Origin of the sequence: Roseibium sp. TrichSKD4 (assembly GCF_000148725.1) — a bacterium.
Classification (GTDB): domain Bacteria; phylum Pseudomonadota; class Alphaproteobacteria; order Rhizobiales; family Stappiaceae; genus Roseibium.
Window position 1 is genome coordinate 828,872 of the sequence record NZ_GL476319.1, and the last position, 22,613, is coordinate 851,484.

A 22,613-nucleotide genomic window follows, 5' to 3' on the forward strand; every position below is an offset into this window, starting at 1 on the left:
GACCAACACGTAGCAAACCCGAACGATGAACGGGTATTAGCGCAGTACTACATGCAAAATCTCCTACGAACGAAATGAACGCCTTGTCGCGCCGCAGCGCAATTTTGCAACGCAAAATCCCTATTTGTATTTGCAATCCTGGCGCACCCTTCGCATTCTATCGTCCGAACGGTCGGTTAATTTTACAACGATAAAGGGACGCGAAATGAGTTTTATCAAGTCACTTGCCGCCAGCCTGCTGGCAGGTTCAGGGGCATTGTCCATGGGGCTTTCGTCTGCAAGTGCAGAAGGTCATCCGCTTGATGGTTTGACAGGAGACGAAGTCAAAGCCGTGACAAGCATCTTGAATGATGCTGGCACTGCAAACGCCGATACACTTTATCCATTGATAGAACTCCTGGAGCCGCCGAAGGCCATGGTCTTGTCTGGCGATAGCCCCGACCGCAAGGCGACCGTTCACATGTTCAAGGGCGGCACGTTTCATGAAGCTGTCGTCAACATCACAGATGGGTCGGTGGAAAGTGCGGCCCCGCTCGACGGTCAGCCGATGGTGATGTTTGCCGAGTTCATCACCGCCATGGAAACCGCGCTGGGTGACCCACGTATGGCCACCGGGCTGGAAAAACGGGGGCTGACGCCAGATGATGTCTTCTGCCTTCCTCTGACGGCTGGTAATTTCTTCACCGATGCAGAAGACGGCAAGCGCCTGATGAAGGTACCTTGTTACGTCAATCCAACCGGCTCGAACTTCTACGCCAAGCCAATTGAGGGGCTTTTTGCCGTGGTTGATCTGGCCGCGGGCGAAGTGCTGGACGTGATAGCCGAAGAGCCGGTTGCGACCCCAGAAGATGACTGGGGTTACACCGATGACGAAATCGCCCAGCGCGCTCCCCTGCGGGAGGACCGTGTCACAGCCGGTGTTCAAGGTGAGACAGGCTCCGGTGTGACCATCGACGGCACCCAGATTTCCTGGGACATCTGGCGCATGCGCTATCGCACGGACAAACGACCCGGCGTTGTCCTCTCCAACATCGATGTACGTGATGGCGACCGTTGGCGGTCCGTACTCTATCAGGCGCACCTGTCGGAAGTGTTCGTTCCATACATGGACCCGACCTCCGGCTGGTATTGGCGCACCTATATGGACAGCGGAGAGTATGGCTTTGGCCTGTTCCTGACCCCTCTGCGAAAGGGCGTTGACTGCCCGTCCTACGCCTCGTTCCTGCCAGCGATGATCCATGACGACAATGGCAATCCACTGGAGATACCCGATGCCATCTGCGTTTTTGAGCGCAACATTGGCGATCCCGCGTGGCGGCATTTTGAGGTCTTTGCCCAAACACCCGACAACTTTGTGCCGACAGAAGGCCGACCTGAGACTGAACTCGTCGTCCGCTCAGCTTCAGAAGTCGGCAATTACGACTATCTGATTGATTACCGGTTCAAGCAAAACGGCGAGTTTTATGTGAAGATCGGTGCCTCCGGCCTGGATGCGGTGAAGGGTGTGAACGCCAAGACCCTTGCGGATCCATCAGCAGCAGACGACACCAAATATGGCCGCTTGATTGCGCCAAATCTGGTCGCCCCCTATCACGATCACTACTTCAACTTCCGCCTCGATTTTGATATCGACAGCCCGAACAACACCATGATGGTTGCTAACATCGTGGAAGGACAGGCACCGGAAGGTTCACCGCGCAAATCGTTCTGGACAGTGCGCAATGATATGGTGAAGAGCGAAAAGGAAGGCACGTTCCAGATCAGCTCCTTCAAGCCGAGATACTTCCACATCATGAACCCGAACGAAGACGGGTATCTCGGATACAAGCCCGGCTACATGCTGCATCACGGATCAGTGGCCTATGGTCCGTTCGACTTTGAAAACGACCCGCCCTTCATGCGCAATCGCTATATCGAGAACAGCGTCTGGACGACGGAATACAAACCTGATGAACGCTATGCCGGCGGCAAGCTTGCCTTCGCTTCAGACGGCAGCGACGGTCTGGCGACATGGATCGAGGATGACGCGAACCTTGTGAACAAGGACATTGTCACCTGGTTCACCGCAGGTTTCCACCACATCCCGCGCATGGAAGACTGGCCTGTCATGTCCACCGAATGGAAGACCGTTCACATGATGCCGATGAACTTCTTCCCCATGAACCCGGCCATTACAATCCGAACGCCGAAGGACGGCGAATAACGCCACCTCCTTCTTGAATCCAGAAAGCCCGCCGATTTGGCGGGCTTGTTCATGACACCTAGTCTACTCAGCTGAGCACAAACTCGGCTTCGGAATAGCCTTGAATGTAAAGAAGCGCGGTCAGGTCGCCGTGGTCCACCCGGGCATCAGCGGCTTCTGCAACGGCGGGTTTTGCGCGGTAGGCAATGCCTAGCCCGGCTGTTTCCAGCATCGCCAGATCATTCGCGCCGTCCCCAACGGCCATTGTCTCGGAAGCCGTAAGACCTTTTTCAGCATTTAATTCGTTGAGCCGTTGGCGCTTGGCCTCACGTCCCAGAATTGGCATCTGAACTTCACCGTTCAGCTTGCCATCTTCTTCCAGAAGAACATTCGCCTGATTTTCGTCAAACCCGATCATGGCTGCCACAGGACCGGTAAACCGTGTGAAGCCACCGGACACCAGCGCGCAATAAGCACCATTCGCCTTCATGGTCTGAACCAATGTGCGACCGCCCGGCATCAACTGGATCCGGGTATTCAAAACCGATTCAACCTGACCAACATCCAGCCCCTTTAAAAGGCCGACCCGCTCTTTCAGTGCCGGTTCAAAATCAATCTCGCCGCGCATGGCCCGTTCGGTAATCTCTGAAATCTTCTCTTTCAGACCCAATTCAGCTGCCAATTCGTCAATACACTCCTGCCGGATCATGGTGGAATCCATATCTGCGATCAGCAGTCTCTTGCGCCGCCCCTCTGTCGGTTGCACAAAGACATCGACAGGCAAGCCATCCAGAGCCGATACGATTTGCGCGCGTGCAGTGGCGGCCGAGTCTCCCGCCACTGTGAGGTCTGCCGCAACACCCTTGCTCAAGATGCGCGCTGGATCTTCGGTGCCCAGCGCCGCAGAAACGGTTGCAAGGACATCGGCGTCCAGTTTAGGTGCAGTCGGTCGACAGACGAGAGTGGCAACGAGAGACATGAAGCAAACCTTGGGCGAAGTGGTTTCAGCAAACGGCATGGAGCACCGCGTCATCCTGATAGCGGGACCGACCGCGAGCGGCAAGTCGGCTTTGGCCCTTGAACTGGCCCGAGAACTTGGACGAACCATCATTAATGCCGATTCCATGCAGATTTATGATGGCCTTCGCCTTGTCACCGCGCGCCCCGACGAAGCGGATGAAGCCATCGCCCCACACAGGCTGTATGGAACGGTTGATCCGGCGACCGCCTTTTCCACCGGCGACTGGCTGCGCATCGTCGCCCCGCTTATTGAGGAAGCGAAATCTGAGGGCCCTGCCCCCATTCTCGTCGGCGGAACCGGGCTCTACTACAAGGCACTCACCGAAGGCTTCGCCCAGATACCGGAGATTGATGCGGCAATCAGAGCCGAATGCCGCGACCTTGCGGACACAGGCGGTATCGAGGCTGTCAGGTCTGCGCTCGCGCCTTTGGATGCGGCAGCCGCCGCTGAACTGGATGATCTGCAGCGTCTGACACGCGCCCTTGAAGTGATCAAGGCGACTGGCAAATCTCTGTCACATTGGCAAAGCGAATCGCATGCCGCCCCGCTCCTTCCCCTCTCCAACACGCTGCCCATTGTATTGGCACCGCCGCGCCCCTGGCTGCACGACCGCATTGCACAACGCTCTGCACTTATGACGGGCAGCGCGGGGCAGAACGAGGTTGCCAGCTTTCTTGAACGCCGGTTAGACCCAACCCTGCCAGCCATGCGGGCCATTGGTGTGAAAGAGATCAGCTCTCTGCTGAAAGACGAATGCGATGAGGCAGAAGCACGGGAACGACTGGTCACTGCCACAAGGCAATATGCCAAGCGTCAGGAAACCTGGTTTCGAAATCAAATGTCACATTGGCGTCGCATTGATCCGGCACACTTTAATACACGCATAAGTTTGAGTAATGTATTTATTGATGCTGCAACGCACTAGACTAAAGTCGCACTGCACAGCAAGAAAAGCAGGCATTTTCGGTTGATATGTGCTAGAAAGCGAACGCTGGGACAGTTTTCTTAAATTAATCAATAAAACCAGCGCAAAAACGGAAGCTCCGTGCAATCGCGTACGCAATTTTAACTGGCATTACGCTTAGGAGGCCATTGTGCAGGATCTTGTCTTGAAAACCGGCGAATTTGAACTGCAGCCGTTTACAAGCACAGACATCGCCCTCATCGAGGATCTGTGGAAGGACCCGCGTGTCGTTCGCTTCATTTCTCCATGTCCAACAGAATTACCGGCAAAGTCGGCCCGCGCCTTTGTGGAAGCAGCAATTGATCATCAGGAGAAACACGGTTTCTCCCGCTGGAAGGTTGTTGGCAAGGATGGCACCTTCTTGGGCTGGGCCGGATTTGCAGCTTTGGAAGAGACATCCGAGATCGAACTGGATTACTGCCTGTCGATCGATGCTTTGGAACAGTTCCCCCAGATCGGGGAGAACCTGTGCCAGGACCTGATCACATGGTTCTTTGAAAACACTTACTTCTCACATCTGGTTGCCATCGTTCGAACGGACAACAAGCTTGTTCGTGACACCATCATCGACGCAGGCTTTTATTACCGCGAGAGCCAACAAATCAATGGCATGCCCTGTGATGTCTTTCAGGTTCTCAGCCCCTCCATGCAGACCTACGTTCTGTCTGCCTGATCCATTTTTGTGACACTGCATTGCACCTTGCATCGGGCGCCTTCTGGCTCCAGAAAAATGCGGTCGATGCAAGTTCTGGCCGGAAGGCTTTATTCCCCCTCCCCGCCTGCAATTATCTCAGCTTATTAAAAGCATCCGAAAAAACGATTTTTCTTTCCTCACACCCGGTGACAATGTCCGCCTTGAATTGGCGTGAATTGGCGGGCGTGCCTTTATCGAGAAGGCGAGCGCCTCAATCCCGCCTTCCCTTTATCAGTGTTGGAAAGCCGAAGTTCACCAGAACTGTTTGCGAATAGCTGAGCCGCGCGCAGCCCGAATTTAAGGGAGATCACTGCGAAACGGCATCAGAGAAAAAACGCAAACCAGCCCTTCAGCACCATTAAAAAACCCGAGGAAACAACATGTATATTCTATACATCGAACAGGGCTGCCCCTTCGGTGAGCGCGTCATGGCGTTCATGAAGAAGAACAACATCAGCGCAGAATTGCGCGACCGCGACACCAAAAACTACGAGCAAGAACTGATTGCGCGCGGCGGCAAGCGCCAGACCCCTTACCTGGTTGATGAAGAAACCGGCGTTGAAATGTACGAATCTGCGGACATCATCGCGTATCTAAAGAAGAAGCTGGATATCGCCTGATCCTCCGCCCCTCAATTTAATCCAGATAACTGAGCTCCCGGCATGCCTATTCCAATTCCCAGAAAGCCAAGCGGCTATTTCTACGGATTACGTGACGCCAACGTTCAAGTCGAGGCGTTTATCGACATTCAATGTCCGCATTCCAAACTCGCATGGCCCTCTCTGGTCGCACTTAAAGAACACTACGCTAAGGGCGAAATCGGACTGGCCGTACATTTGATCACCCTGAGCAATCACCGTCAGGCATGGGACGTCAGCAAAGGCATCTTCGCGCTGGCGGGAGATGACACCGAAAAGTTCTTCGGGTTTGCAAGCTACCTCTATGCGCGTCAAAGCGACTATTACAACGGCCCTTTCCTGCACAAGACCCATCAGGATTTGCTCAACCTGATTGCGGACTTTGCGCATGATTTTGCCGGGTTCAACAAGGATGAAATGTTGAAGCTGATCGGCACGAACGAAGTCTACACCGACGCTCGCACGCCAATCCGCTTTGCCTCCACAAAAGGGGTCTGGGCCACGCCAACCTTCTTTCTCAATTCATCTGATCTGGTTGGAAAATTCTCCGAAGAACCCAGTCTGGAAGAATGGCGTGCAGTGATCGATCCACGGCTCTGAGTTGAAAAACGCACTGATTTCCCGAACTTCAAGAACTCTGCTATGGCAGGGTTCTTTTTTAATTTGGGGATTTGAAGTGTCTGACATCATTTTGCAAACGGATCGGCTGCAGGTCCGTCCGTTGACTGAAGGCGACTTCGACAATCTGCTCGATCTTCACTCAGACCCTGAGGTCAATCGATATCTGTCCTGCGGACCGGTTCCCATGTCGGCCGAAGAAGTCCGCACTCGGTTGGATCGTTATCTCCTGACGAACAAAACCGACGGTCTTGGCAAATGGAAAGTCGAAACCCGCGAAGGCGAATTTCTTGGGAGAGCAGGATTTGATTGGCAGGACGACCCGGCAGGGTGGGAGTTGGGATATTCTTTCAAACAAACAGCCTGGGGCAAAGGTTATGCAACAGAGATCGCCCGTGGCCTGATCGCATGGTTCTTTAAACACACCCAACACAACTACCTGATCGCCTACGCGGTTTCAGAGCACCATAAGTCTTTGAACATCATGAAGAAAGCTGGGCTCACCTTCTGGCAAGACAGACACGTTGACGGCGAAGACCTGACCTTCTACCGACTTGAACGAGCTGATTTCGAAGCACCTAAAAAGAAAGGGAGCCACTTGGGCTCCCTTCATGATCATCACGTGAAGGCTTGATCAGCCAGCCTTCAAAGCGCCCGGGTTGCTGCCTTGTTGGCGTTGGGCCAGTTTGTTCATGGCAGATACATAGGCGCGGGCTGAGGCGACCAGTGTGTCCGTGTCCGCCCCCTTGCCTGTTGCAATGCGGCCATTGGCTTCCAGACGAACAGACACTTCCGCCTGCGCATCGGTTCCCTCGGTCACCGCGTGCACCTGATAAAGCGACAAGGTTGCCTCGTGTGGGCAGATCATCTTGATGGCGTTGAAGGTCGCATCCACCGGACCATCGCCCTGCGCTTCGCGGGTCTCATGCTGGCCGTTCACATCCATGGTTAAGATCGCTTTTTGCGGACCACCCGTACCAGCTATAACCGTCAACGCAATCACTTTGATGTTTTCACCTGCAACAGCGATCTCATCTTCGACCAAGGCTTCAATGTCTTCGTCATAGACATGTTTTTTACGGTCAGCCAAATCCTTGAAGCGGCGGAAGGCTTCCTGCACGGCGTTGTCACCCAACTCGTAGCCCAACTCGGCCAGCTTGTCCTTGAAGGCATGACGCCCGGAGTGCTTGCCCATCACCAGAGAAGTGGCTTTGACACCAACATCTTCCGGACGCATGATTTCATAGGTTTCAGCATTCTTCAGCATGCCGTCCTGGTGAATACCGCTTTCATGAGCAAAGGCATTTTTGCCGACAATGGCCTTGTTGTATTGAACCGCAAAGCCAGAGGCCGCTGCTACCAGTTTGGAGGCGCGGGTCATGAAATGCGGCTCGACCTGACAGGTGTAAGGCAGCGCATCTCCACGGGTGCGAATGGCCATGACGATTTCTTCCAGCGCCGCATTACCGGCCCGCTCGCCCAGACCGTTGATCGTGCACTCCACCTGACGCGCACCGCCAGCAACACCGGCCAGCGAGTTGGCAACGGCCAATCCCAGATCGTCATGACAGTGAACAGAGAAGATCGCCTTATCACTGTCCGGTACCCGCGCAATGATGTCCGCGAACATCTGCTTGTATTCATCGGGCGTGGCATAACCAACCGTGTCCGGCAGGTTGATGGTTGTGGCACCGGCCTTGATGGCAGCTTCCACACACCGGCACAGATACTCAATCGGCGTTCGGGTCGCATCCATTGCAGACCATTCCACATCATCGATCAAATTGCGGGACCGGGTCACCGTGTCGGTGATAATCTCCAGAACCTCTTCCTGACTCTTGTTCATTTGATATTTCAGATGAATCGGAGATGTGGAAACGAAGGTGTGGATCCGCCCTTTTTCAGCGTGCTGCACAGCATCACCACAACGGTCGATATCAGCATGAATGGCGCGGGCAAGACCTGCGATCACAGAATTCTTTGAGTTCTTGGCGATTTCAGACACCGCCTCAAAGTCACCATTGGAGGCAATCGGAAAACCCGCCTCAATGATATCAACGCCCATTTCGTCTAGAATTTCCGCAATTTGCAGCTTTTCTTCCAAGGTCATGGACGCGCCGGGAGATTGCTCTCCATCGCGCAAGGTCGTGTCGAAAATGCGAACCTGATCGGTGGTGGTGGTCATTTTGTTTTCCTCGTGGCGATCGGCTCTGAAATGGCAGTGTCGTTTGGGCCTCAGGCGCGATCTTTATCTCAAGATATCTGGTAAAGCGCTTTATCTCCCCTGAGTGCCCGTCCGTTTTTCAAAACACGATTCAGCCGACGCTCAGGGGCATCTAAGGAGGAGAAGGTCACCAAGGAGAATGAGGCCGCCGCGCTGCAATTGCGCGTCGCTCTGATATCCAACGATGTCGCGTGTCGCGATCATGTCTTGTCGGGTCTCGGCCTATTCAGATCACACTTTAACTCAGGCTCGCGCCGAAATGTGACCGTTGTGTTAACATGCCTTGTTCATAAGGTAGGAATTTTTTCGATGCAACAAGGTTTCTTCACCTGCACCCGAACTATTCCCTTTCGCACTGTTTAGCGCTTTAGATGTAAAGCTCACCACGTGCGACGAGCTTGGCTTGCCCACCGATCCGAACTGCATGCATTTTGCCGTGTTCGATATCGATTTCCAAATCGATCAAGGAAGGCCGACCCATCACAAATCCCTGCTCAATGCGGATGTGATGAGTGCCCTCGGTCAAACCATCATAAAAATTGACCACCCCGGCAAAGGCGGCAGCAGCTGAGCCGGTTGCCGGATCTTCCGCGATGCCCATTTCCGGAGCAAACATGCGCGCTTGAAACGCGCTGTCATGTGAGCGGGTTTCCCGGCAATAGACATAGGCGTCGTTATGCGTGTCATGGCCGAAGGCAGCCTTCCAGCGCGCCATGTCCGGCTTGGCCCGGGACAGGGCATCCAGATTGCGCACCGGCACGAAATTGAACGGCGAGCCGACCTTAAAGCGGCACGGATCGTGGTTTTCAAAGCCAATATCAGTCGGATCAAGGCTAAGTGCTTCAGCAATCAGCTCGTTGTTGTGGGTTGGGCCCGCCGGTTCAGGCAATTTCGGCACATCAAACTCTGAGAACGCAGCTGCGTTCGCGCGGAGCACAACAGCACAGCGCACAACGCCAATCTGCTGCTTCAGAACGACCATCGCATCCTGCTCGCCCTCAACATCACCGAACCGCTCGGTTGCCAGCAAAATGGAGGTACCAACAGTCGGATGTCCGGCAAAGGGAAGTTCGACGCTGGGCGTAAAAATCCGAACATTGGCAGAGTGTCCCGGATTTTCCGGTGGAAACACAAAAACCGTCTCGGACAAATTGAATTCTTTTGCAATTGCTTGCATTTGAGCGTCGTCGAGACCCTCCGATTCCAGCACCACTGCAAGCGGATTTCCCGCAAGCGCCTTATTCGTGAACACATCAAGAATGGCGTAACGGCGGCCCATCGGCATAGTCTCCCTTCAAACAACGCACCAAAAACATGATCGCGAGTGGCGCGACTGTTGCACGGACTGAACCGGATCGCCAGCCTCTTCACACTCATGTTGGTCAACAAAGATTTAATCGGCGCGTTGGTCGAACCAATGCATTCCAATTTCCCGAGCATACGAAACAATCATCGGATCATGAAGATCGGCTTTTTCACGGATGATGCGAACACCGGAAAGCTCCTGCTCTTCTGAGCCAAGGGAATGTTGCATGATTTTCTGGCTGAGTGGCTCAGCCTCAAGCGGCACTTCAAAAATCTGTGCAACACTGATCCGCGGCCCATCGAAAGCGATTAATAGCGCGCCCTCATTCACATCGTTCCGCTGCAAACCTGTTTCTTCCAAAAGCTCCCTGTAAATGGCCGCCTTTAGGTCAACACTGCCATCTGACCGCACATCATCAGGATCAACATTTCCGCCCGGAGGATAGATTTTACCCGCATTGGCCGTGTGGCCGGACATGACACCATAAAGCAATGCGCCGTCAGCACTTACCAGAACGGCAGAACCAATAAGATTGTGAGACGTGATGTCCACCGCTCCCCAATCTCGCCAAGCCAGAAAGCTGGAAAAGGAGGTTTCCCGGCAAGTGCCAGTCAGCGCGCCATTTTCGAATTGATGCTCAACCAGCATCAGGTTGCGACCGTTCCACAGCTGGTTTTTGGCGGACATGACCTTTTTCCAATGGCGATCAATCGCCGCTGCATTGAGCGTTTCGAAGTCCCAAGACTGCTCCCTGTCGACCTTCACATCAAAAGAATGGAGAGCATGAACTGATGGCGGAAGCTGCTTTTCCATAAGCGGCAGCTCCTTTCCCAGAACCATTTCACTGGGTTTGTGAGAAAATGTCTTAAAGCCGTGCGCCTGATAAAAACCCTCGGCATGAAGATCACTTTCCAGATAAAGCCGTGTCAGGCGATGAGACCGAGCGATATCTTCTGCACGGGCCAACAACAAAGCGCCGTTTCCCTGCCGCTGAACTGAAGGGTCGACGAAAAGGTCGTCAACAAGCAGTGTTTCACCATCCTTGGGCGTCGCACTCAGAAATGCGCAAGGCACATCAGCCTTTTCCGCAACAAGCACGGTCATACTGGCAATCTTGTTCTCCGACACATGCCAGTGTTTTCGGAATTCCGCCATTTTGTCAGCAGGATACCCCCAAGACGCCTTACTGCGATGGAGAATATCCGTGAGAACCGGGGCATCCTGCAGTACGGCGGGGCGCAGTTTTAAGGTCATGAGCTTTTCGAGAAACAATAGACATGAAATGAGCAGCACTCATGCCTATACCATTCCAGATGCTACCACAAATAATTTACTGAACAACACCTTAAGAAGAAACCTGAATAACTATTCAACAAATTAACAAATAAAAAACAATACTAAGAGATATAAACTGATATAACTTTACGTAAATTTTGAAACGAAATAAATAATATTTGAGAATGACAGCAAATTCGGGCTTTCGAACCATGTCTCAAAAAGAATTATTGATCGAACTCGCGAAGAGCGACAGCACAGCGGCCCGTGCGAGCCTGCTCAAAAAACTTGTTCGCGAGTTTATCGAACAAACTGAGATATCTACCTCAGAGACCGAAATAGAATCCTTCTCCTTTATTGTTTTAAAGTTCATCGAAGATTTGTCATTCCAAGACCAGATTTGGCTTGCTTCTCGTCTGTGCAGAACGAACCGCATCACTCAGCAGCTCTTGGAGAGACTGCTTGAGATTAATCACGAAATCAAAGAAGCGCTGGTGGAGTTTTCACCGGTTCTGAACGAAAAACGGCTTAGGGCACTCGCATTCGGCACTCACGAAAAAACTTTGGAAGCTTTGGCACGCCGATCACACCTGCCAGAGCCAGTGACTGAAAGGCTCATTCGAACTGGCCACCGGATTGTAGTCCTTACATTGCTGAACAATATGGACAGCAGCTTCTCAGAGAGCGCAGTGCTCGGAGTGCTGCTGATGGCAAATGTGGAAGAACCGGTCCTTGGCGCAATCGCAAACCGCGCGCTGAATGACAAACAGTTTCGAGCGACACTTGCGGGGTTGATGAACACGGGATGCCCCTTGATCTCAGCCGATTTACGGGCAGCCCTTCAAAGAAACGATTTGAACTCGTTACGCGCTTTTGCAACCGAAAAAACCTATCCAGTGAGTTTTGAGTTTGAGGGGCGCATCTTGTCATTTCAGGAAGCACATGTGCTTTCCTCAGATGAAGACCTCTCCTTTGACGCTCTGCTTCTGGCCCTTTTTGAACAAAAGAAAATGATGGCTGCCATCTGGTTGATCAGCCGACGGGCCTGCCTTCCGGAAAAAACAGTCGAAAATGTTCTGCGTTCCCCAGCAGAATCTGCTGTGGTCAATCTGATGAAAAGCACCGGAATATCCGCAAAAACATTCCAGACCTTTTTGAATGAACGGGGACAGTGGCTGAAACGCAGGCCAAAATTCTATTACATGGAGCTACAAAAATTTCGAAACACGCCTCAGGCTTTAGCTTCTTGAAGAAAAAGGCCGCGCATGAAAGCGCGGCCAAAATGTCCTCCTGAGGCCACTATTTGATGAATGTGCCGTTCCTTAGCTCGGTAACGGCCTGCATCAGCTCCTCACGCGTGTTCATCACAATCGGGCCATGCCATGCAACGGGCTCCTTGATTGGAGCTCCCGATACGAGCAGGAACCGAATGCCTTGATCTCCGGCCTGCACGACAACTTCGTCGCCAGATCCAAAAATCACCAGAGAGCGGTCGCCGGTCTGATCACGAATATGTAGCTCTTCACCGCCATATTCTTTTTCGGTCAATACTCCGAACGGGTCCGATGCATAGTCAAACCGCCCTGCCCCTTCGAAGATGTAAGCGAAGGTTTGCTTATGGGTATCGACCTTGAACCGCTTTTTCACACCCGCAGGAACATGAATGTCCAAATATTGCGCCTCAGCTGCAATGCCATCCACCGGGCCACGCTTGCCCCAGAACTCGCCGCAAATGATGCGGGCAGATGTGCCATCATCATCCGTAACCACCGGAATATCCTTAGATTGGACATCCTGATAGCGCGGCGCGGTCATTTTCAGGTCTGATGGCAAATTGGCCCAAAGCTGAAACCCATGCATCCGGCCTTTTGCGTCTCCTTTTGGCATTTCCTGATGCATGATCCCGCGTCCGGCGGTCATCCACTGGACATCACCAGCCCCGAGATTTCCGTTGTTTCCGAGACTATCGCCATGCTCGACCGTTCCGGCCAAAACATAGGTGATCGTCTCAATGCCTCGATGCGGATGCCAGGGAAACCCCGCTTCATAATCTTCCGGTCGATCATTGCGGAAATCATCCAACAATAGGAACGGATCAACCAGCGAAGGATCCTGAAAACCGAAAACCCGGTCGAGGCGCACACCCACACCTTCCATGGTTGGTTGCGTCTGGCCAATATGCGTAACGGGTCGTATGGACATCGTGTCTCTCCCGATTTGAGTTATGACTTACCGCTATACTTATGGTGCCACACGCACACTACCATCCCTCAAACAGCCGACGCTCTGTTTCCTATGACTGAACAATAGCGAGTAGCAACACGAACCCTTTTCAATCCACGGCAGTTCTGGCAGGGTGCGCGCTCATTTGAACCGCTTCCCTTCCTGATTCAGCTACAGCCATCGTCTCATTGATATTTGGCGCTGACGGGACCAAACGACAGGCCATCATGTCCGCGATCATTTCTGTCAAGGATCTCACCAAAACCTATGACAGCGGTTTTTCCGCTTTGAAGTCTGTGTCACTCGACATCAATGAGGGCGAGGTCTTCGCTCTTCTTGGTCCAAATGGAGCGGGCAAAACCACTTTGATCAGCACGGTGTGTGGGCTGGTGCGCCCAACATCCGGATCGATAACTATAGGCGGCCACAATGCGATCAAAGATTTCCGCGCCGCTCGCCAACTGGTCGGCCTTGTACCTCAGGAAATGCCGACTTCACCGTTCGAACCAGTCCTCAATACCGTTCAATTCACCCGCGGTCTGTTTGGTCTTCCACCCAAACCAGAATTGATAGAATCCATCCTGAAAGACCTCACACTGTGGGACAAGCGGGACAATCAGATCATGTCCCTTTCAGGCGGCATGAAACGGCGGCTATTGGTTGCAAAAGCACTCTCCCATGAGCCGAAAGTTCTCTTCCTTGATGAGCCAACCGCCGGTGTGGACGTGGAATTGCGCCATGATATGTGGCGGCTCGTTGGCCAACTGAAAGACAAGGGCGTCACGATCATCTTGACGACCCACTACATTGAAGAAGCCGAGGAAATGGCCGACCGTGTCGGCGTCATCAACAAGGGGGAAATCATCCTTGTTGAGGAAAAGGCTGAGTTGATGCGTAAGTTGGGGCGCAAGGAACTGACGCTCATCCTGCACGAAAAGATGGAAGCCGTTCCCGATGCCTTGTCAGCGTTTGATTTGGTTCTCGGGCCAGATGGAAAGACCCTCACCTATACATATGACACCCAGAGCGAACGAACCGGCATTACGACCCTGCTCACAGAGCTTTCTAACACCGGTATCCGTTTCCACGATCTCCAGACAAAGCAAAGCTCTCTGGAAGACATCTTCGTTGATCTGGTGAAAGGTTAAGCCATGAATTTTCATGCGATCAAATCCATCTACTTCTTTGAGATGGCCCGCACCGGGCGCACATTGATGCAGAGCATCGTCTCGCCGGTCATTTCCACCACGCTCTATTTTGTGGTGTTTGGAGCTGCAATCGGATCACGCATTTCCGAAGTCGATGGGGTCAGCTACGGCGCGTTTATCGTTCCAGGTCTCATTATGCTGTCCCTCATGACACAAAGCTTGTCGAATGCTGCGTTCGCCATCTACTTCCCGCGATTCACCGGAACAATCTACGAGGTTCTGTCAGCACCGATCTCCTTTCTGGAGATTACCATTGCCTATGTCGCGGCAGCGGCCACCAAGTCTGCCCTTGTCGGCATTATCATCTTCATCACAGCCACCTTTTTTGTCCCCATTGAAGTGCAGCACCCTTTCTGGATGATTGTGTTCTTCACGCTAACGTCCGTGACATTTGCACTTCTGGGTTTCATTATTGGCATCTGGGCAGACAATTTTGAGAAGCTGCAGTTTGTACCGCTCCTGATCGTCACCCCGCTGGCATTTTTGGGCGGCAGCTTCTACTCCATCAACATGCTGCCGGAAATCTGGCAGAAGGTTACCTTGCTCAATCCGGTTGTGTATCTGATCTCTGGTTTCCGTTGGAGCTTTTATGGTCAGGCAGATGTGAGCCTCGCTCTCTCCCTTGCGATGACCTTCCTCTTCCTCGCCGCCAGCGTTTTTGTAATTCATCGGATCTTCAAGACCGGGTATAAGCTGAAGCCGTAAGGCGGGTGACGAGGCAAGGCAGAATAGGGTGACACGCGTGCTCCGTAAGTTTTCAAACGGCGTTGCGGTTTTGGGTGTGACAGCTCTATTGGCCGTTTGCCAAAGCACCGCACCCTCCCCTTCAACCTCTGGCTCGGGACAGCCAAAGCCTCAGGCGACCAGCCAGACAGCACCGGTGACCCCTGCTGCTTATGCCGCTCCAACCGCTGTGCCTCGAGGACGCTCGGTGTTGGTGCTCAACGGCTATACCGGAAGAGAACTGCTTTCTGAAAATGCGGATGCCCCGCGGTTTCCAGCGTCTCTAACCAAGATGATGACGCTCTATCTTCTCTTCGAAGAAGTCAGCAAAGGCCGTTACACACTTTCCACACCGCTGAATGTCTCAGCAAATGCGGCCTCCCAGCCGCCTTCCAAAATCGGCCTCAAACCGGGATCGACAATAACCGTCGAGCAGGCCGCGCGAGCTCTTGCCATCAAGTCTGCCAACGATGTTGCAATTGCTGTTGCTGAGAACATTTCCGGAAGCGAAGCCGCATTCGCACGTAAGATGACACAAAAAGCCAAGAGCCTCGGGTTGACGCGCACCCGTTTTGTCAACGCAAGCGGATTGCCAAATCCCCGGCAAGTCACAACCGCGCGCGACATGGCAAAGCTTGGTATGGCGCTCAAAAGGCGTTTCCCGCAATACGCAAGCTACTACAAAGCCCGGTCCGTCACGTACAACGGCCGAAGGTTCAAGGCGACCAACAACCTGATAGGCAAAGTCGCGGGGGTAGACGGGCTCAAGACAGGCTATGTCCGCCTCTCCGGCTACAACCTTGTGGCCACGTCAAGACGCAATGGCCGAAAGCTGGTCGTTGTTGTCATGGGCGGTGCCAGCGAAAGCGCACGCGACACGGAAGTGACGCAGTTGATCGAGAGATTCTCCTACTGAACCCCAACCGAATACTAAACCATAGATCGCAAGCACGAAGAGATACACCCGTCATAAACGGTGGTTTTCTGCATAAAACAACATTTAATTACAATTTTACCTAATTCTCTAACCTGACCTTAAATCGTTTTTCCTAAAACTTTACGTAACGCAACTTGAGCATTTCAGGCGGCGCGCAAACTAATAAGACGAATAATTACAGAGCGTCTTACAGGCTTACGTAAAATTAGCTAGGCAGCATTCGAGGACAGAGCCATGTCTTTATTTCGCAAATTTGCCAAGGAACGGTGACCGTCCGGCGAAGGCGCTCTGGCGCGACACCGATGCGGCCTGTTACGCTGCCTGAGCAGCGTAACGCCAGGGCAGAAGTTCGTCGAGGCGTGTGATTTTGTGGTCGGCGACTTGACCGAGGACCCAGGTCAGCCAGGCCTGAGGGTCAACACCGTTGAGCTTGGCCGTTTCGATCAGGGTATAAGCGATAGCCATGGCTTTGCCGCCGCCTTGGGAGCCTGAGAACATCCAATTTTTGCGTCCGATGGCGACGGGTTTAACGGCGCGCTCGGCGGTGTTGTTATCCAATTCCAGATGGCCGAGCTCAAGGTATGGGCGTGCTTTCGGCATTCGGCCCAAGGCATAGCGGATGGCCTGCGCGAGTGGTGACTTTCCCGAGATTTTGGGCAATTGCGTCTGCAACCATTCTTCCAAGGCGTCAAAGATCGGTTTTGCCCTAGCCTGCCGGATGGTAGCGCGGTCTTCGGGGGGCATGCCCCTGATCTCTTTCTCGATAGCGTAAAGCTCAGCAATCCGGCGGATGACTTCTTCGGCAATGGCGCTGCCCTGCGAGGAGAAGACATCCACGAACTTGCGTCGTACATGCGCCATGCAGGCCATCTCATCGGCTTTGTCGTCACCGAACACACCGTTGAACCCGGAATATCCATCCGCATGGACCCAGCCCTTGTATCCCGACAAATGAGCAACGGGATGCTCTCCTTTGCGATCCACCGTGAACTGATACCATGCACAGGGTGGCGATTGGCCAGACCAGGCACGCTCATCCCGCACATAGGTCCAGACCCGCGCCGTTTTGGTCTTCTTGTTGCCGGGGGCCAGCATTTTGATGGGCGTATCGTCGGCAAAAAGCGCAGGTCCTTGCCGCACCATCCGTCCGATGGCATCGGCAAGAGGTTCCAGCAGGGCCGTCGAGCGACCAACCCAGTCGGCCATGGTCGAGCGGTCCAGATCGACGCCTTCACGGGCAAAGATCTGGCTCAGGCGATAGAGGGGTAAATGATCGGCATATTTGCTTACCAGAACATGGGCCAACAATCCCGGTCCGGGCCGCCCACGCTCAATGGGGCGCGATGGCAGCGGCGCTTGCACAATCGCCTCGCACCATGAACAGGCTTTGCGGGGCCGGATGATCCGCTTCACCTTGAAGCGTCCCGGCACGTATTCCAACTCTTCGGTGACATCCTCACCCAGGGTGCGCAAGTTGCCACCACAACGACCGCATTCATCACCGGGAGAGAGCTCCTCGTCTTCCCGATCCAGATGATCCGGCAAGGGCTTGCGGCTGTGTTTGCGCTTCGGCTTTGGATCAACTCCCTCCTGCGACGGGGCGGGCTGTTTTGCCTGGTCTTCAGCGGCCTCAACAATCTCGGCGTCCTCGAGCAGATCGAGATTGAGCTGATCCAGACCCTCAGACTTGGAGCCGAACCGATGCCGATTGGCCCCGTGCAACTGGTGTTGAAGCTGCTCGACCTTGAGGCTCAGAGCCTTGACCTCGTCGGCCAGAAGGCGGTTCACCGCCCTCAATTCGGCGGGGTCCTCCGGGGTGATATCAAGGTCCTTCAGCATCTTCGATCTTATATCAGATCAAGGGCGTAAGTTGAATCCCGAGAGGCGCGCAAACGCCAATATATTGGCCTATCCGACGCTCAGGGGCCGCCATGTTTTTTGCGGCATCCGCCAGTCTATGCCTTCAAGCAACATCGACAATTGCGCGGGCGTCACGCTGACCTTACCGTCCTTCGCAGCAGGCCAAACAAACCGGCCCTTCTCAAGGCGCTTGCTGAACAGGCATGCGCCCTGTCGATCCCACCAGATGATCTTCAGCAGATCACCGCGCCGTCCCCGGAACACAAACAGATGTCCAGAATAGGGATCAAGCTCCAGAACCTTCTCCGCCTGAGCCGCCAAAGTGTTGAACCCGCGCCGCATGTCCGTCACCCCGGCAGCCAGCCAAACCCGCGCGTTGGACGGCACGGGGATCACGGCATTAGACCTTCAACCAAAGCCAGCACCGTCGGCAGCGCCGTCGTCCCTTCCACCAATACCCGCCGCCCGTCCGACAGCGTGATATCAACCCGCTGAGCCGACAACGGCATATCCGAGGCAAGCGCCGCGATCTGGTGGCCTGGTGCGGCCTGCGGGCCCTCTATCTCCACTGGTAGAAACGCCGCTCCATCAAGGACGCAATCGCTGTCTTCTGGCGCAAACCGCTCATCACGCAGCCAGTTGTGGATCAGGTTCGCATTCATCGCAGAGCGGCGCGCAACCTGCGCAACCGAAACCCCCGGCACTCTGGCCTGCAAACAGATCGACCGCTTCTCGTCATCCGACCAAAACCGCTTCTTGCTGCCCTTCTTCGTACCCAAAATGTGCCTCACAATGTCCATTAACGAAAATGGACATTATCACCCCACTGCGCTCCCCGTCAGAGCGGGAATACCGAACGCTCACAAGGAACGCGACGGGTCCATACTTCCGTTATTCGGCATTCTAATCATGCTACTGCTCGCAGTAGTTACGATTGGCATCGATATGAGCCAAACTTTTGGCGAGAGAACACGACTGCAAACAGCCGCTGACATGGCAGCTGTGCAGACAGGACGTGCACTTTTGGCCGAAGAAATCACAATCGCCCAAGCCAATGCTTATGCAAAAGATGCCTTTAACCGGATCGCATCCGGGTTGAGCGCGAGTGGCGACGGCAGCTCCGGTACGTCGATTTTCGGTACAATGACCGTCAAACCGGCAGTCCAGATCACTGAAACAGTGGACGGAAACACCACCAACTATGTGGTTAAGGTCAACGGAACAGCAAAAATTCCTGCCAGTCCCTTGAGCTTTATGTTTTTTGACGGGGAGACCGGCAAGAACACGATCTCACTGGGCTTTGAATCAGAAACAACAGCAAAAGCTGAAGCTGGGGCTTCTTTGTCCATGGCATTGGTGCTTGACCGATCTGGATCCATGGGTTGGGAACGTCCGTCACGCATGTCAGAACTCAAGAAGGCAGTTCGCTCTCTCATCAAGGAACTACAAACTGTTGACCCGGACGATCAGTTCACCCGTCTAGGCGCTTATGCATACCATTGGTATTATGCTGGGAAGAAAGAACTGACTTGGAACAAAAACTCTGTTCGAAGCTGGGTCAATAGTCTGCCAGCAAGTGGTGGCACACGGGCAGCACCAGCGATTCAAAAAGCCAAAAACGACTTGCTAACTAACTCTGAATTAAATGCGCATATAAATAAGAATGAACAAGAACCGGATCTCTTCATTCTGTACATGACCGATGGAATTGACGGCGATCCAAACTGGGCCAAGCGGGAGTGCACGTCGGCCAAAAATGCAGGAATCACGATTTACACGGTCGCATTCAAAGCCCCAGCAAGCGGTCGAAACCTGCTGAAAGCCTGCGCAACGTCTGATGCACATTATTACGATGCAAAGAACGCAAATGAACTGAACAAGGTGTTCAAGGACATTGCGCGGGAAACCACAAAATCCATCCCGTTCGTTTCGGGGTAACAAGCAACATCAGCAACTGAAAAAACCCGCCGTTTGGCGGGTTTTTTTGTGCCGTTCAGCCTGTTCTAAGTTCAAGATGGAAATTGGATGCCCTTAGCTGATAAAACAACTATAAATAATTATGAAATTTAACTACCACCGTATTTTTGACGGTAATGAATGGGAGCCTGTGTGTGAACATCCAACACCGGAATTTAGCAGAATCGGAAACGTCGCAGGATACGATCGTTGAAATGTCACTCTCCACAGCGCAGCGCATCCTTCCCTGGCTCTCGGTGATTGTTGTTGGTCTTGGTGTGTTTCGAGAGGTCTATGTCGCCGCGTTCGGAATGGACACAATGCTGCAGGGCATCCGGCATTTCGCCCTCGATGCAGAAAACACAGTCGCGGCCTGGTACTCATCCCATTTGATGTCAGCTAGCGCCCTCGCTCTTTTGGGCTGCGGGTTGCTCGCCAGAAAATCAGCAAACAAAATGGCAGGAAACTGGTTCCTACTGGCCGCGATATTCATCTGCCTGTCTCTGGATGAATCGGCCTCCTTCCATGAAGAAGTCAGCTCCCGCCTTCAGGGCCTTCTAGATACAGGAGGGATTTTCTACTTTGCTTGGGTAATCCCCGGCTCAATCTTCGTCGCAGCTGTCGGCCTTTACTTCTTGCCCTTCCTGTTCAAACTCCAACGCTCAACAGCACTCTCCTTCGTCTTGGCTGGGGGCATGTTCGTTGGCGGAGCCATCGGAATGGAGCTGATCGGCGGAGCCTTGGCAGAAGGGACAGAGATACGCGGCTGGCAATATTATCTGGCAGCCACAATTGAGGAAACGCTGGAAATTGCAGGCCTCACTCTCTTCCTTTGGGCGCTGTTGGACTATCTGAAGAACCAAACAGCACTCTGGGCCTTCCGGTAGATCAAACAAAAAAGAGGCTGCGAAATTCGCAGCCTCCTCAACAGCACTGTAACGAGACAGAAAACCTTAGTTCTTGGTCTTGTCGACAAGAGCGTTAGATTTAATCCAGGGCATCATGCCACGGAGCTTTTCGCCTACTTCTTCGATCTGGTGCGCGTCGTTCAGGCGGCGGGTTGCCTTGAACTTGGCAGCGCCAGCGCGGTATTCTTGCATCCAGTCAGAGGTGAACTTGCCGTTTTGGATGTCTTCCAAAACGCGCTTCATCTCAGTCTTGGTCTCAGAAGTTACGATGCGCGGACCAGTGACATACTCACCCCACTCAGCAGTGTTGGAGATGGAGTAGTTCATGTTGGCGATACCGCCTTCGTAGATCAGATCCACGATCAGCTTCACTTCGTGCAAGCACTCGAAATATGCCATTTCCGGCGCATAACCAGCTTCAACCAGCGTTTCGAAACCAGCGCGGATCAGTTCAACGAGGCCACCGCAGAGAACCGCCTGCTCACCGAAGAGATCGGTTTCACACTCTTCCTTGAAGCTGGTCTCAATAATTCCGGAACGACCTCCGCCAACGCCGCAAGCGTAGGACAGACCGAGGTCGTGTGCGTTGCCGGTTGCGTCTTGGTGAACAGCGATCAGGCACGGAACGCCGCCGCCCTTGACGTATTCGCCGCGCACGGTGTGGCCTGGGCCCTTAGGGGCAACCATCAGAACGTCGATCGTGTCTTTCGGCTCGATCAGGCCGAAATGAACGTTGAGGCCATGTGCGAAGGCTATCGCAGCACCGTCACGGATGTTTGCGGCAATGTGGTCCTTGTAGATGTCAGCCTGCAGCTCATCCGGAGTGGCCATCATCATCAGGTCGGCCCATGCAGCTGCTTCAGCAACGGTCATGACCTTGAAGCCATCTGCTTCAGCCTTGAGAGCAGTCGTCGACCCTGCACGAAGCGCAACGGCAATGTCCGTTTGGCCACTGTCTTTCAGGTTCATGGCGTGCGCGCGGCCCTGAGACCCATAGCCAATAATGGCAACTTTCTTGGATTTGATCAGGTTGATATCTGCATCGCGGTCGTAATAAACGCGCATTGGTAGTCCCTTTCCCGTTTGATCCTGTGCCCGCTCCGGGCCGGTATTTCTTTGGTTGACTGGATGAGTGAGTTTCAGGCGCCGTAGAGCTGGTAAAACTGTTCAACGGCGGTTTGTGCCTGGGATTTCAGGTCCTGCTCGGCAGGCGTGGCAGCATCTCCCAGAAGGAGCCGGATATGAACGTCGCGCACTGCCAGCCCATAAAGAACCTGGTAAGCTGTGTTCGCGTCATCAAATCTCAGAAAATTCTTGTGACGCCCAGCTTCAAGCAAGGAGCGCGCACGTGTCGAAATCATGTGTTTACCTCGCACCAGCAAAAGCTGGCCTAACCTGTTGCCCTCCCGGTTCGACTGGCCGATTGACAGGCGGTTAAGCGCGACAGAGGTTTCGCCGAACAGAACCTCCAGCAAAGCCTCCACGAACGCGTTGACGTGGGTTCGGTAAGTCTCAGCGTCTGATGTTGCGCCGGCTTCAGATGGGAAGCGAACCTTGCTGGCCTGATAGGCCACAACAGCTGCGAGCAGCCCATCGCGGTCGCCAAACCACTTGTAGAGGCTTTCCTTGGAGCAATTGGCTGTCCGCGCCAACCCGGCAGTAGTCAACGCCTTCTCCCCGCCCTCAACAAGCAGCGTCAAAGCGTGCTCAAGAACAGCTTCCTGTCTCGGTGTAAACGTGACGGGCGTACTGGAGGTGGCGTCTGAAAACTCTACGGAAGCGGCAAAGGACATGGACTGACTGCTAACTGACAACGGATGCGAACCGTACCGTACGGTTCGCGTCTTATTAATCAGAGGTGAGTAACTTGGTCAAG

The 22,613-nt window shown here is 53.6% G+C and carries 22 protein-coding genes; 12 read left to right on the forward strand and 10 right to left on the reverse strand.

The annotated features are described in order from the left end of the window. Window positions 1-205 precede the first annotated feature (205 nt). Window positions 206-2,203 carry a tyramine oxidase gene (locus TRICHSKD4_RS20305; protein ID WP_009468823.1) on the forward strand — a complete coding sequence of 666 codons (1,998 nt, stop codon included), beginning with the start codon at window positions 206-208 and terminating at the stop codon, window positions 2,201-2,203. A gap of 67 nt (window positions 2,204-2,270) precedes the next feature. Here TRICHSKD4_RS20305 and serB read toward each other — a convergent pair whose 3' ends face one another. Further along, on the reverse strand, window positions 2,271-3,161 hold the full coding sequence (serB, locus tag TRICHSKD4_RS20310; protein WP_009468824.1) for a phosphoserine phosphatase SerB: 891 nt from the start codon (window positions 3,159-3,161) through the stop codon (window positions 2,271-2,273). Here serB and miaA point away from each other — a divergent pair. From miaA to TRICHSKD4_RS20335, 5 genes are all read left to right on the forward strand, one after another. Continuing rightward, window positions 3,160-4,128 carry a tRNA (adenosine(37)-N6)-dimethylallyltransferase MiaA gene (miaA, locus tag TRICHSKD4_RS20315; protein ID WP_009468825.1) on the forward strand — a complete coding sequence of 323 codons (969 nt, stop codon included), beginning with the start codon at window positions 3,160-3,162 and terminating at the stop codon, window positions 4,126-4,128. The two genes, serB and miaA, sit on opposite strands and share 2 nt — an antisense overlap. Window positions 4,129-4,297: 169 nt before the next feature. Next, complete coding sequence (locus TRICHSKD4_RS20320; RefSeq protein WP_009468826.1) at window positions 4,298-4,840, forward strand: GNAT family N-acetyltransferase; 543 nt, start codon at window positions 4,298-4,300, stop codon at window positions 4,838-4,840. A 401-nt stretch (window positions 4,841-5,241) separates the two neighbouring features. Continuing rightward, entirely contained in the window at window positions 5,242-5,481 is a 240-nt protein-coding gene (locus TRICHSKD4_RS20325; RefSeq protein WP_009468827.1) for a glutathione S-transferase N-terminal domain-containing protein, read from the forward strand. Window positions 5,482-5,523: 42 nt separating this feature from the next. Continuing rightward, a complete protein-coding gene (locus TRICHSKD4_RS20330) occupies window positions 5,524-6,099 on the forward strand; it encodes a thioredoxin domain-containing protein (protein ID WP_009468828.1) in 576 nt (191 codons plus the stop codon). A 76-nt stretch (window positions 6,100-6,175) separates the two neighbouring features. Then, window positions 6,176-6,751: a GNAT family N-acetyltransferase gene (locus TRICHSKD4_RS20335; protein WP_009468829.1), complete on the forward strand. Its 576-nt coding sequence runs from the start codon at window positions 6,176-6,178 to the stop codon at window positions 6,749-6,751. Here TRICHSKD4_RS20335 and TRICHSKD4_RS20340 read toward each other — a convergent pair whose 3' ends face one another. From TRICHSKD4_RS20340 to TRICHSKD4_RS20350, 3 genes are all read right to left on the reverse strand, one after another. Further along, window positions 6,752-8,302 carry a 2-isopropylmalate synthase gene (locus tag TRICHSKD4_RS20340; RefSeq protein WP_009468830.1) on the reverse strand — a complete coding sequence of 517 codons (1,551 nt, stop codon included), beginning with the start codon at window positions 8,300-8,302 and terminating at the stop codon, window positions 6,752-6,754. A 406-nt stretch (window positions 8,303-8,708) separates the two neighbouring features. Continuing rightward, window positions 8,709-9,620, reverse strand: a complete 912-nt coding sequence (locus TRICHSKD4_RS20345) for a PhzF family phenazine biosynthesis protein (protein WP_009468832.1) — start codon at window positions 9,618-9,620, stop codon at window positions 8,709-8,711. Between the two features lie 114 nt (window positions 9,621-9,734). Further along, window positions 9,735-10,901, reverse strand: coding sequence for a GNAT family N-acetyltransferase (locus TRICHSKD4_RS20350; protein WP_139052212.1), 1,167 nt, complete (start codon window positions 10,899-10,901; stop codon window positions 9,735-9,737). Between the two features lie 233 nt (window positions 10,902-11,134). Here TRICHSKD4_RS20350 and TRICHSKD4_RS20355 point away from each other — a divergent pair, with 233 nt between their 5' ends. Then, window positions 11,135-12,172 (forward strand): DUF2336 domain-containing protein, encoded by a 1,038-nt coding sequence (locus TRICHSKD4_RS20355; RefSeq protein WP_208993141.1) that lies wholly within the window; start codon window positions 11,135-11,137, stop codon window positions 12,170-12,172. Window positions 12,173-12,221: 49 nt separating this feature from the next. Here TRICHSKD4_RS20355 and TRICHSKD4_RS20360 read toward each other — a convergent pair whose 3' ends face one another. Next, window positions 12,222-13,124 carry a pirin family protein gene (locus TRICHSKD4_RS20360; protein WP_009468835.1) on the reverse strand — a complete coding sequence of 301 codons (903 nt, stop codon included), beginning with the start codon at window positions 13,122-13,124 and terminating at the stop codon, window positions 12,222-12,224. Window positions 13,125-13,372: 248 nt separating this feature from the next. On the opposite strand from TRICHSKD4_RS20360, the gene TRICHSKD4_RS20365 reads away from it, so the two are divergent. The 3 genes from TRICHSKD4_RS20365 to TRICHSKD4_RS20375 are packed head-to-tail and all read left to right on the forward strand — an operon-like array spanning window position 13,373 to window position 15,992. Beyond that, entirely contained in the window at window positions 13,373-14,293 is a 921-nt protein-coding gene (locus tag TRICHSKD4_RS20365; RefSeq protein ID WP_009468837.1) for an ABC transporter ATP-binding protein, read from the forward strand. A gap of 3 nt (window positions 14,294-14,296) precedes the next feature. Further along, window positions 14,297-15,058: an ABC transporter permease gene (locus TRICHSKD4_RS20370; RefSeq protein WP_009468838.1), complete on the forward strand. Its 762-nt coding sequence runs from the start codon at window positions 14,297-14,299 to the stop codon at window positions 15,056-15,058. 37 nt (window positions 15,059-15,095) lie between these two features. After that, window positions 15,096-15,992 (forward strand): D-alanyl-D-alanine carboxypeptidase family protein, encoded by an 897-nt coding sequence (locus TRICHSKD4_RS20375; protein WP_139052213.1) that lies wholly within the window; start codon window positions 15,096-15,098, stop codon window positions 15,990-15,992. A gap of 333 nt (window positions 15,993-16,325) precedes the next feature. On the opposite strand, the gene TRICHSKD4_RS20380 is transcribed toward TRICHSKD4_RS20375, so the two are convergent. The 3 genes from TRICHSKD4_RS20380 to TRICHSKD4_RS20390 all read right to left on the reverse strand — a co-directional run bounded on the left by TRICHSKD4_RS20380 (window position 16,326) and on the right by TRICHSKD4_RS20390 (window position 18,652). Further along, the gene (locus TRICHSKD4_RS20380; protein WP_009465942.1) at window positions 16,326-17,852 is read right to left on the reverse strand and encodes an IS66 family transposase; all 1,527 of its coding nucleotides are present in this window, start codon (window positions 17,850-17,852) and stop codon (window positions 16,326-16,328) included. 69 nt (window positions 17,853-17,921) lie between these two features. Next, a complete protein-coding gene (gene tnpB / locus TRICHSKD4_RS20385; protein ID WP_009465831.1) occupies window positions 17,922-18,269 on the reverse strand; it encodes an IS66 family insertion sequence element accessory protein TnpB in 348 nt (115 codons plus the stop codon). Further along, window positions 18,266-18,652 carry a transposase gene (locus tag TRICHSKD4_RS20390; RefSeq protein WP_009465943.1) on the reverse strand — a complete coding sequence of 129 codons (387 nt, stop codon included), beginning with the start codon at window positions 18,650-18,652 and terminating at the stop codon, window positions 18,266-18,268. Before TRICHSKD4_RS20390 ends, tnpB begins: the two co-directional genes overlap by 4 nt. A 13-nt stretch (window positions 18,653-18,665) precedes the next feature. Here TRICHSKD4_RS20390 and TRICHSKD4_RS20395 point away from each other — a divergent pair, with 13 nt between their 5' ends. After that, window positions 18,666-19,811 carry a pilus assembly protein gene (locus tag TRICHSKD4_RS20395; protein WP_168157053.1) on the forward strand — a complete coding sequence of 382 codons (1,146 nt, stop codon included), beginning with the start codon at window positions 18,666-18,668 and terminating at the stop codon, window positions 19,809-19,811. A 173-nt stretch (window positions 19,812-19,984) separates the two neighbouring features. After that, complete coding sequence (locus TRICHSKD4_RS28470) at window positions 19,985-20,716, forward strand: hypothetical protein (RefSeq protein ID WP_009468841.1); 732 nt, start codon at window positions 19,985-19,987, stop codon at window positions 20,714-20,716. Window positions 20,717-20,782: 66 nt separating this feature from the next. On the opposite strand, the gene ilvC is transcribed toward TRICHSKD4_RS28470, so the two are convergent. Both ilvC and TRICHSKD4_RS20410 read right to left on the reverse strand, forming a co-directional pair. Continuing rightward, complete coding sequence (gene ilvC, locus TRICHSKD4_RS20405; RefSeq protein ID WP_009468842.1) at window positions 20,783-21,802, reverse strand: ketol-acid reductoisomerase; 1,020 nt, start codon at window positions 21,800-21,802, stop codon at window positions 20,783-20,785. A gap of 74 nt (window positions 21,803-21,876) precedes the next feature. Next, window positions 21,877-22,530, reverse strand: coding sequence for a TetR/AcrR family transcriptional regulator (locus TRICHSKD4_RS20410; RefSeq protein WP_009468843.1), 654 nt, complete (start codon window positions 22,528-22,530; stop codon window positions 21,877-21,879). Window positions 22,531-22,613: the final 83 nt, after the last annotated feature.

What these genes read in the sequence shown, in the direction of transcription:
- TRICHSKD4_RS20380 (WP_009465942.1), bottom strand. Translation starts at nt 17,852, where the DNA reads ATGCTGAAGGACCTTGATATCACCCCGGAGGACCCCGCCGAATTGAGG.
- serB (WP_009468824.1), bottom strand. Translation starts at nt 3,161, where the DNA reads ATGTCTCTCGTTGCCACTCTCGTCTGTCGACCGACTGCACCTAAACTG.
- TRICHSKD4_RS20395 (WP_168157053.1), top strand. Translation starts at nt 18,666, where the DNA reads ATGTCCATTAACGAAAATGGACATTATCACCCCACTGCGCTCCCCGTC.
- ilvC (WP_009468842.1), bottom strand. Translation starts at nt 21,802, where the DNA reads ATGCGCGTTTATTACGACCGCGATGCAGATATCAACCTGATCAAATCC.
- TRICHSKD4_RS20340 (WP_009468830.1), bottom strand. Translation starts at nt 8,302, where the DNA reads ATGACCACCACCACCGATCAGGTTCGCATTTTCGACACGACCTTGCGC.
- TRICHSKD4_RS20370 (WP_009468838.1), top strand. Translation starts at nt 14,297, where the DNA reads ATGAATTTTCATGCGATCAAATCCATCTACTTCTTTGAGATGGCCCGC.
- TRICHSKD4_RS20305 (WP_009468823.1), top strand. Translation starts at nt 206, where the DNA reads ATGAGTTTTATCAAGTCACTTGCCGCCAGCCTGCTGGCAGGTTCAGGG.
- TRICHSKD4_RS20355 (WP_208993141.1), top strand. Translation starts at nt 11,135, where the DNA reads ATGTCTCAAAAAGAATTATTGATCGAACTCGCGAAGAGCGACAGCACA.
- TRICHSKD4_RS20350 (WP_139052212.1), bottom strand. Translation starts at nt 10,901, where the DNA reads ATGACCTTAAAACTGCGCCCCGCCGTACTGCAGGATGCCCCGGTTCTC.
- TRICHSKD4_RS20325 (WP_009468827.1), top strand. Translation starts at nt 5,242, where the DNA reads ATGTATATTCTATACATCGAACAGGGCTGCCCCTTCGGTGAGCGCGTC.
- TRICHSKD4_RS20330 (WP_009468828.1), top strand. Translation starts at nt 5,524, where the DNA reads ATGCCTATTCCAATTCCCAGAAAGCCAAGCGGCTATTTCTACGGATTA.
- TRICHSKD4_RS20410 (WP_009468843.1), bottom strand. Translation starts at nt 22,530, where the DNA reads ATGTCCTTTGCCGCTTCCGTAGAGTTTTCAGACGCCACCTCCAGTACG.
- TRICHSKD4_RS20345 (WP_009468832.1), bottom strand. Translation starts at nt 9,620, where the DNA reads ATGGGCCGCCGTTACGCCATTCTTGATGTGTTCACGAATAAGGCGCTT.
- miaA (WP_009468825.1), top strand. Translation starts at nt 3,160, where the DNA reads ATGAAGCAAACCTTGGGCGAAGTGGTTTCAGCAAACGGCATGGAGCAC.
- TRICHSKD4_RS20360 (WP_009468835.1), bottom strand. Translation starts at nt 13,124, where the DNA reads ATGTCCATACGACCCGTTACGCATATTGGCCAGACGCAACCAACCATG.
- TRICHSKD4_RS20365 (WP_009468837.1), top strand. Translation starts at nt 13,373, where the DNA reads ATGTCCGCGATCATTTCTGTCAAGGATCTCACCAAAACCTATGACAGC.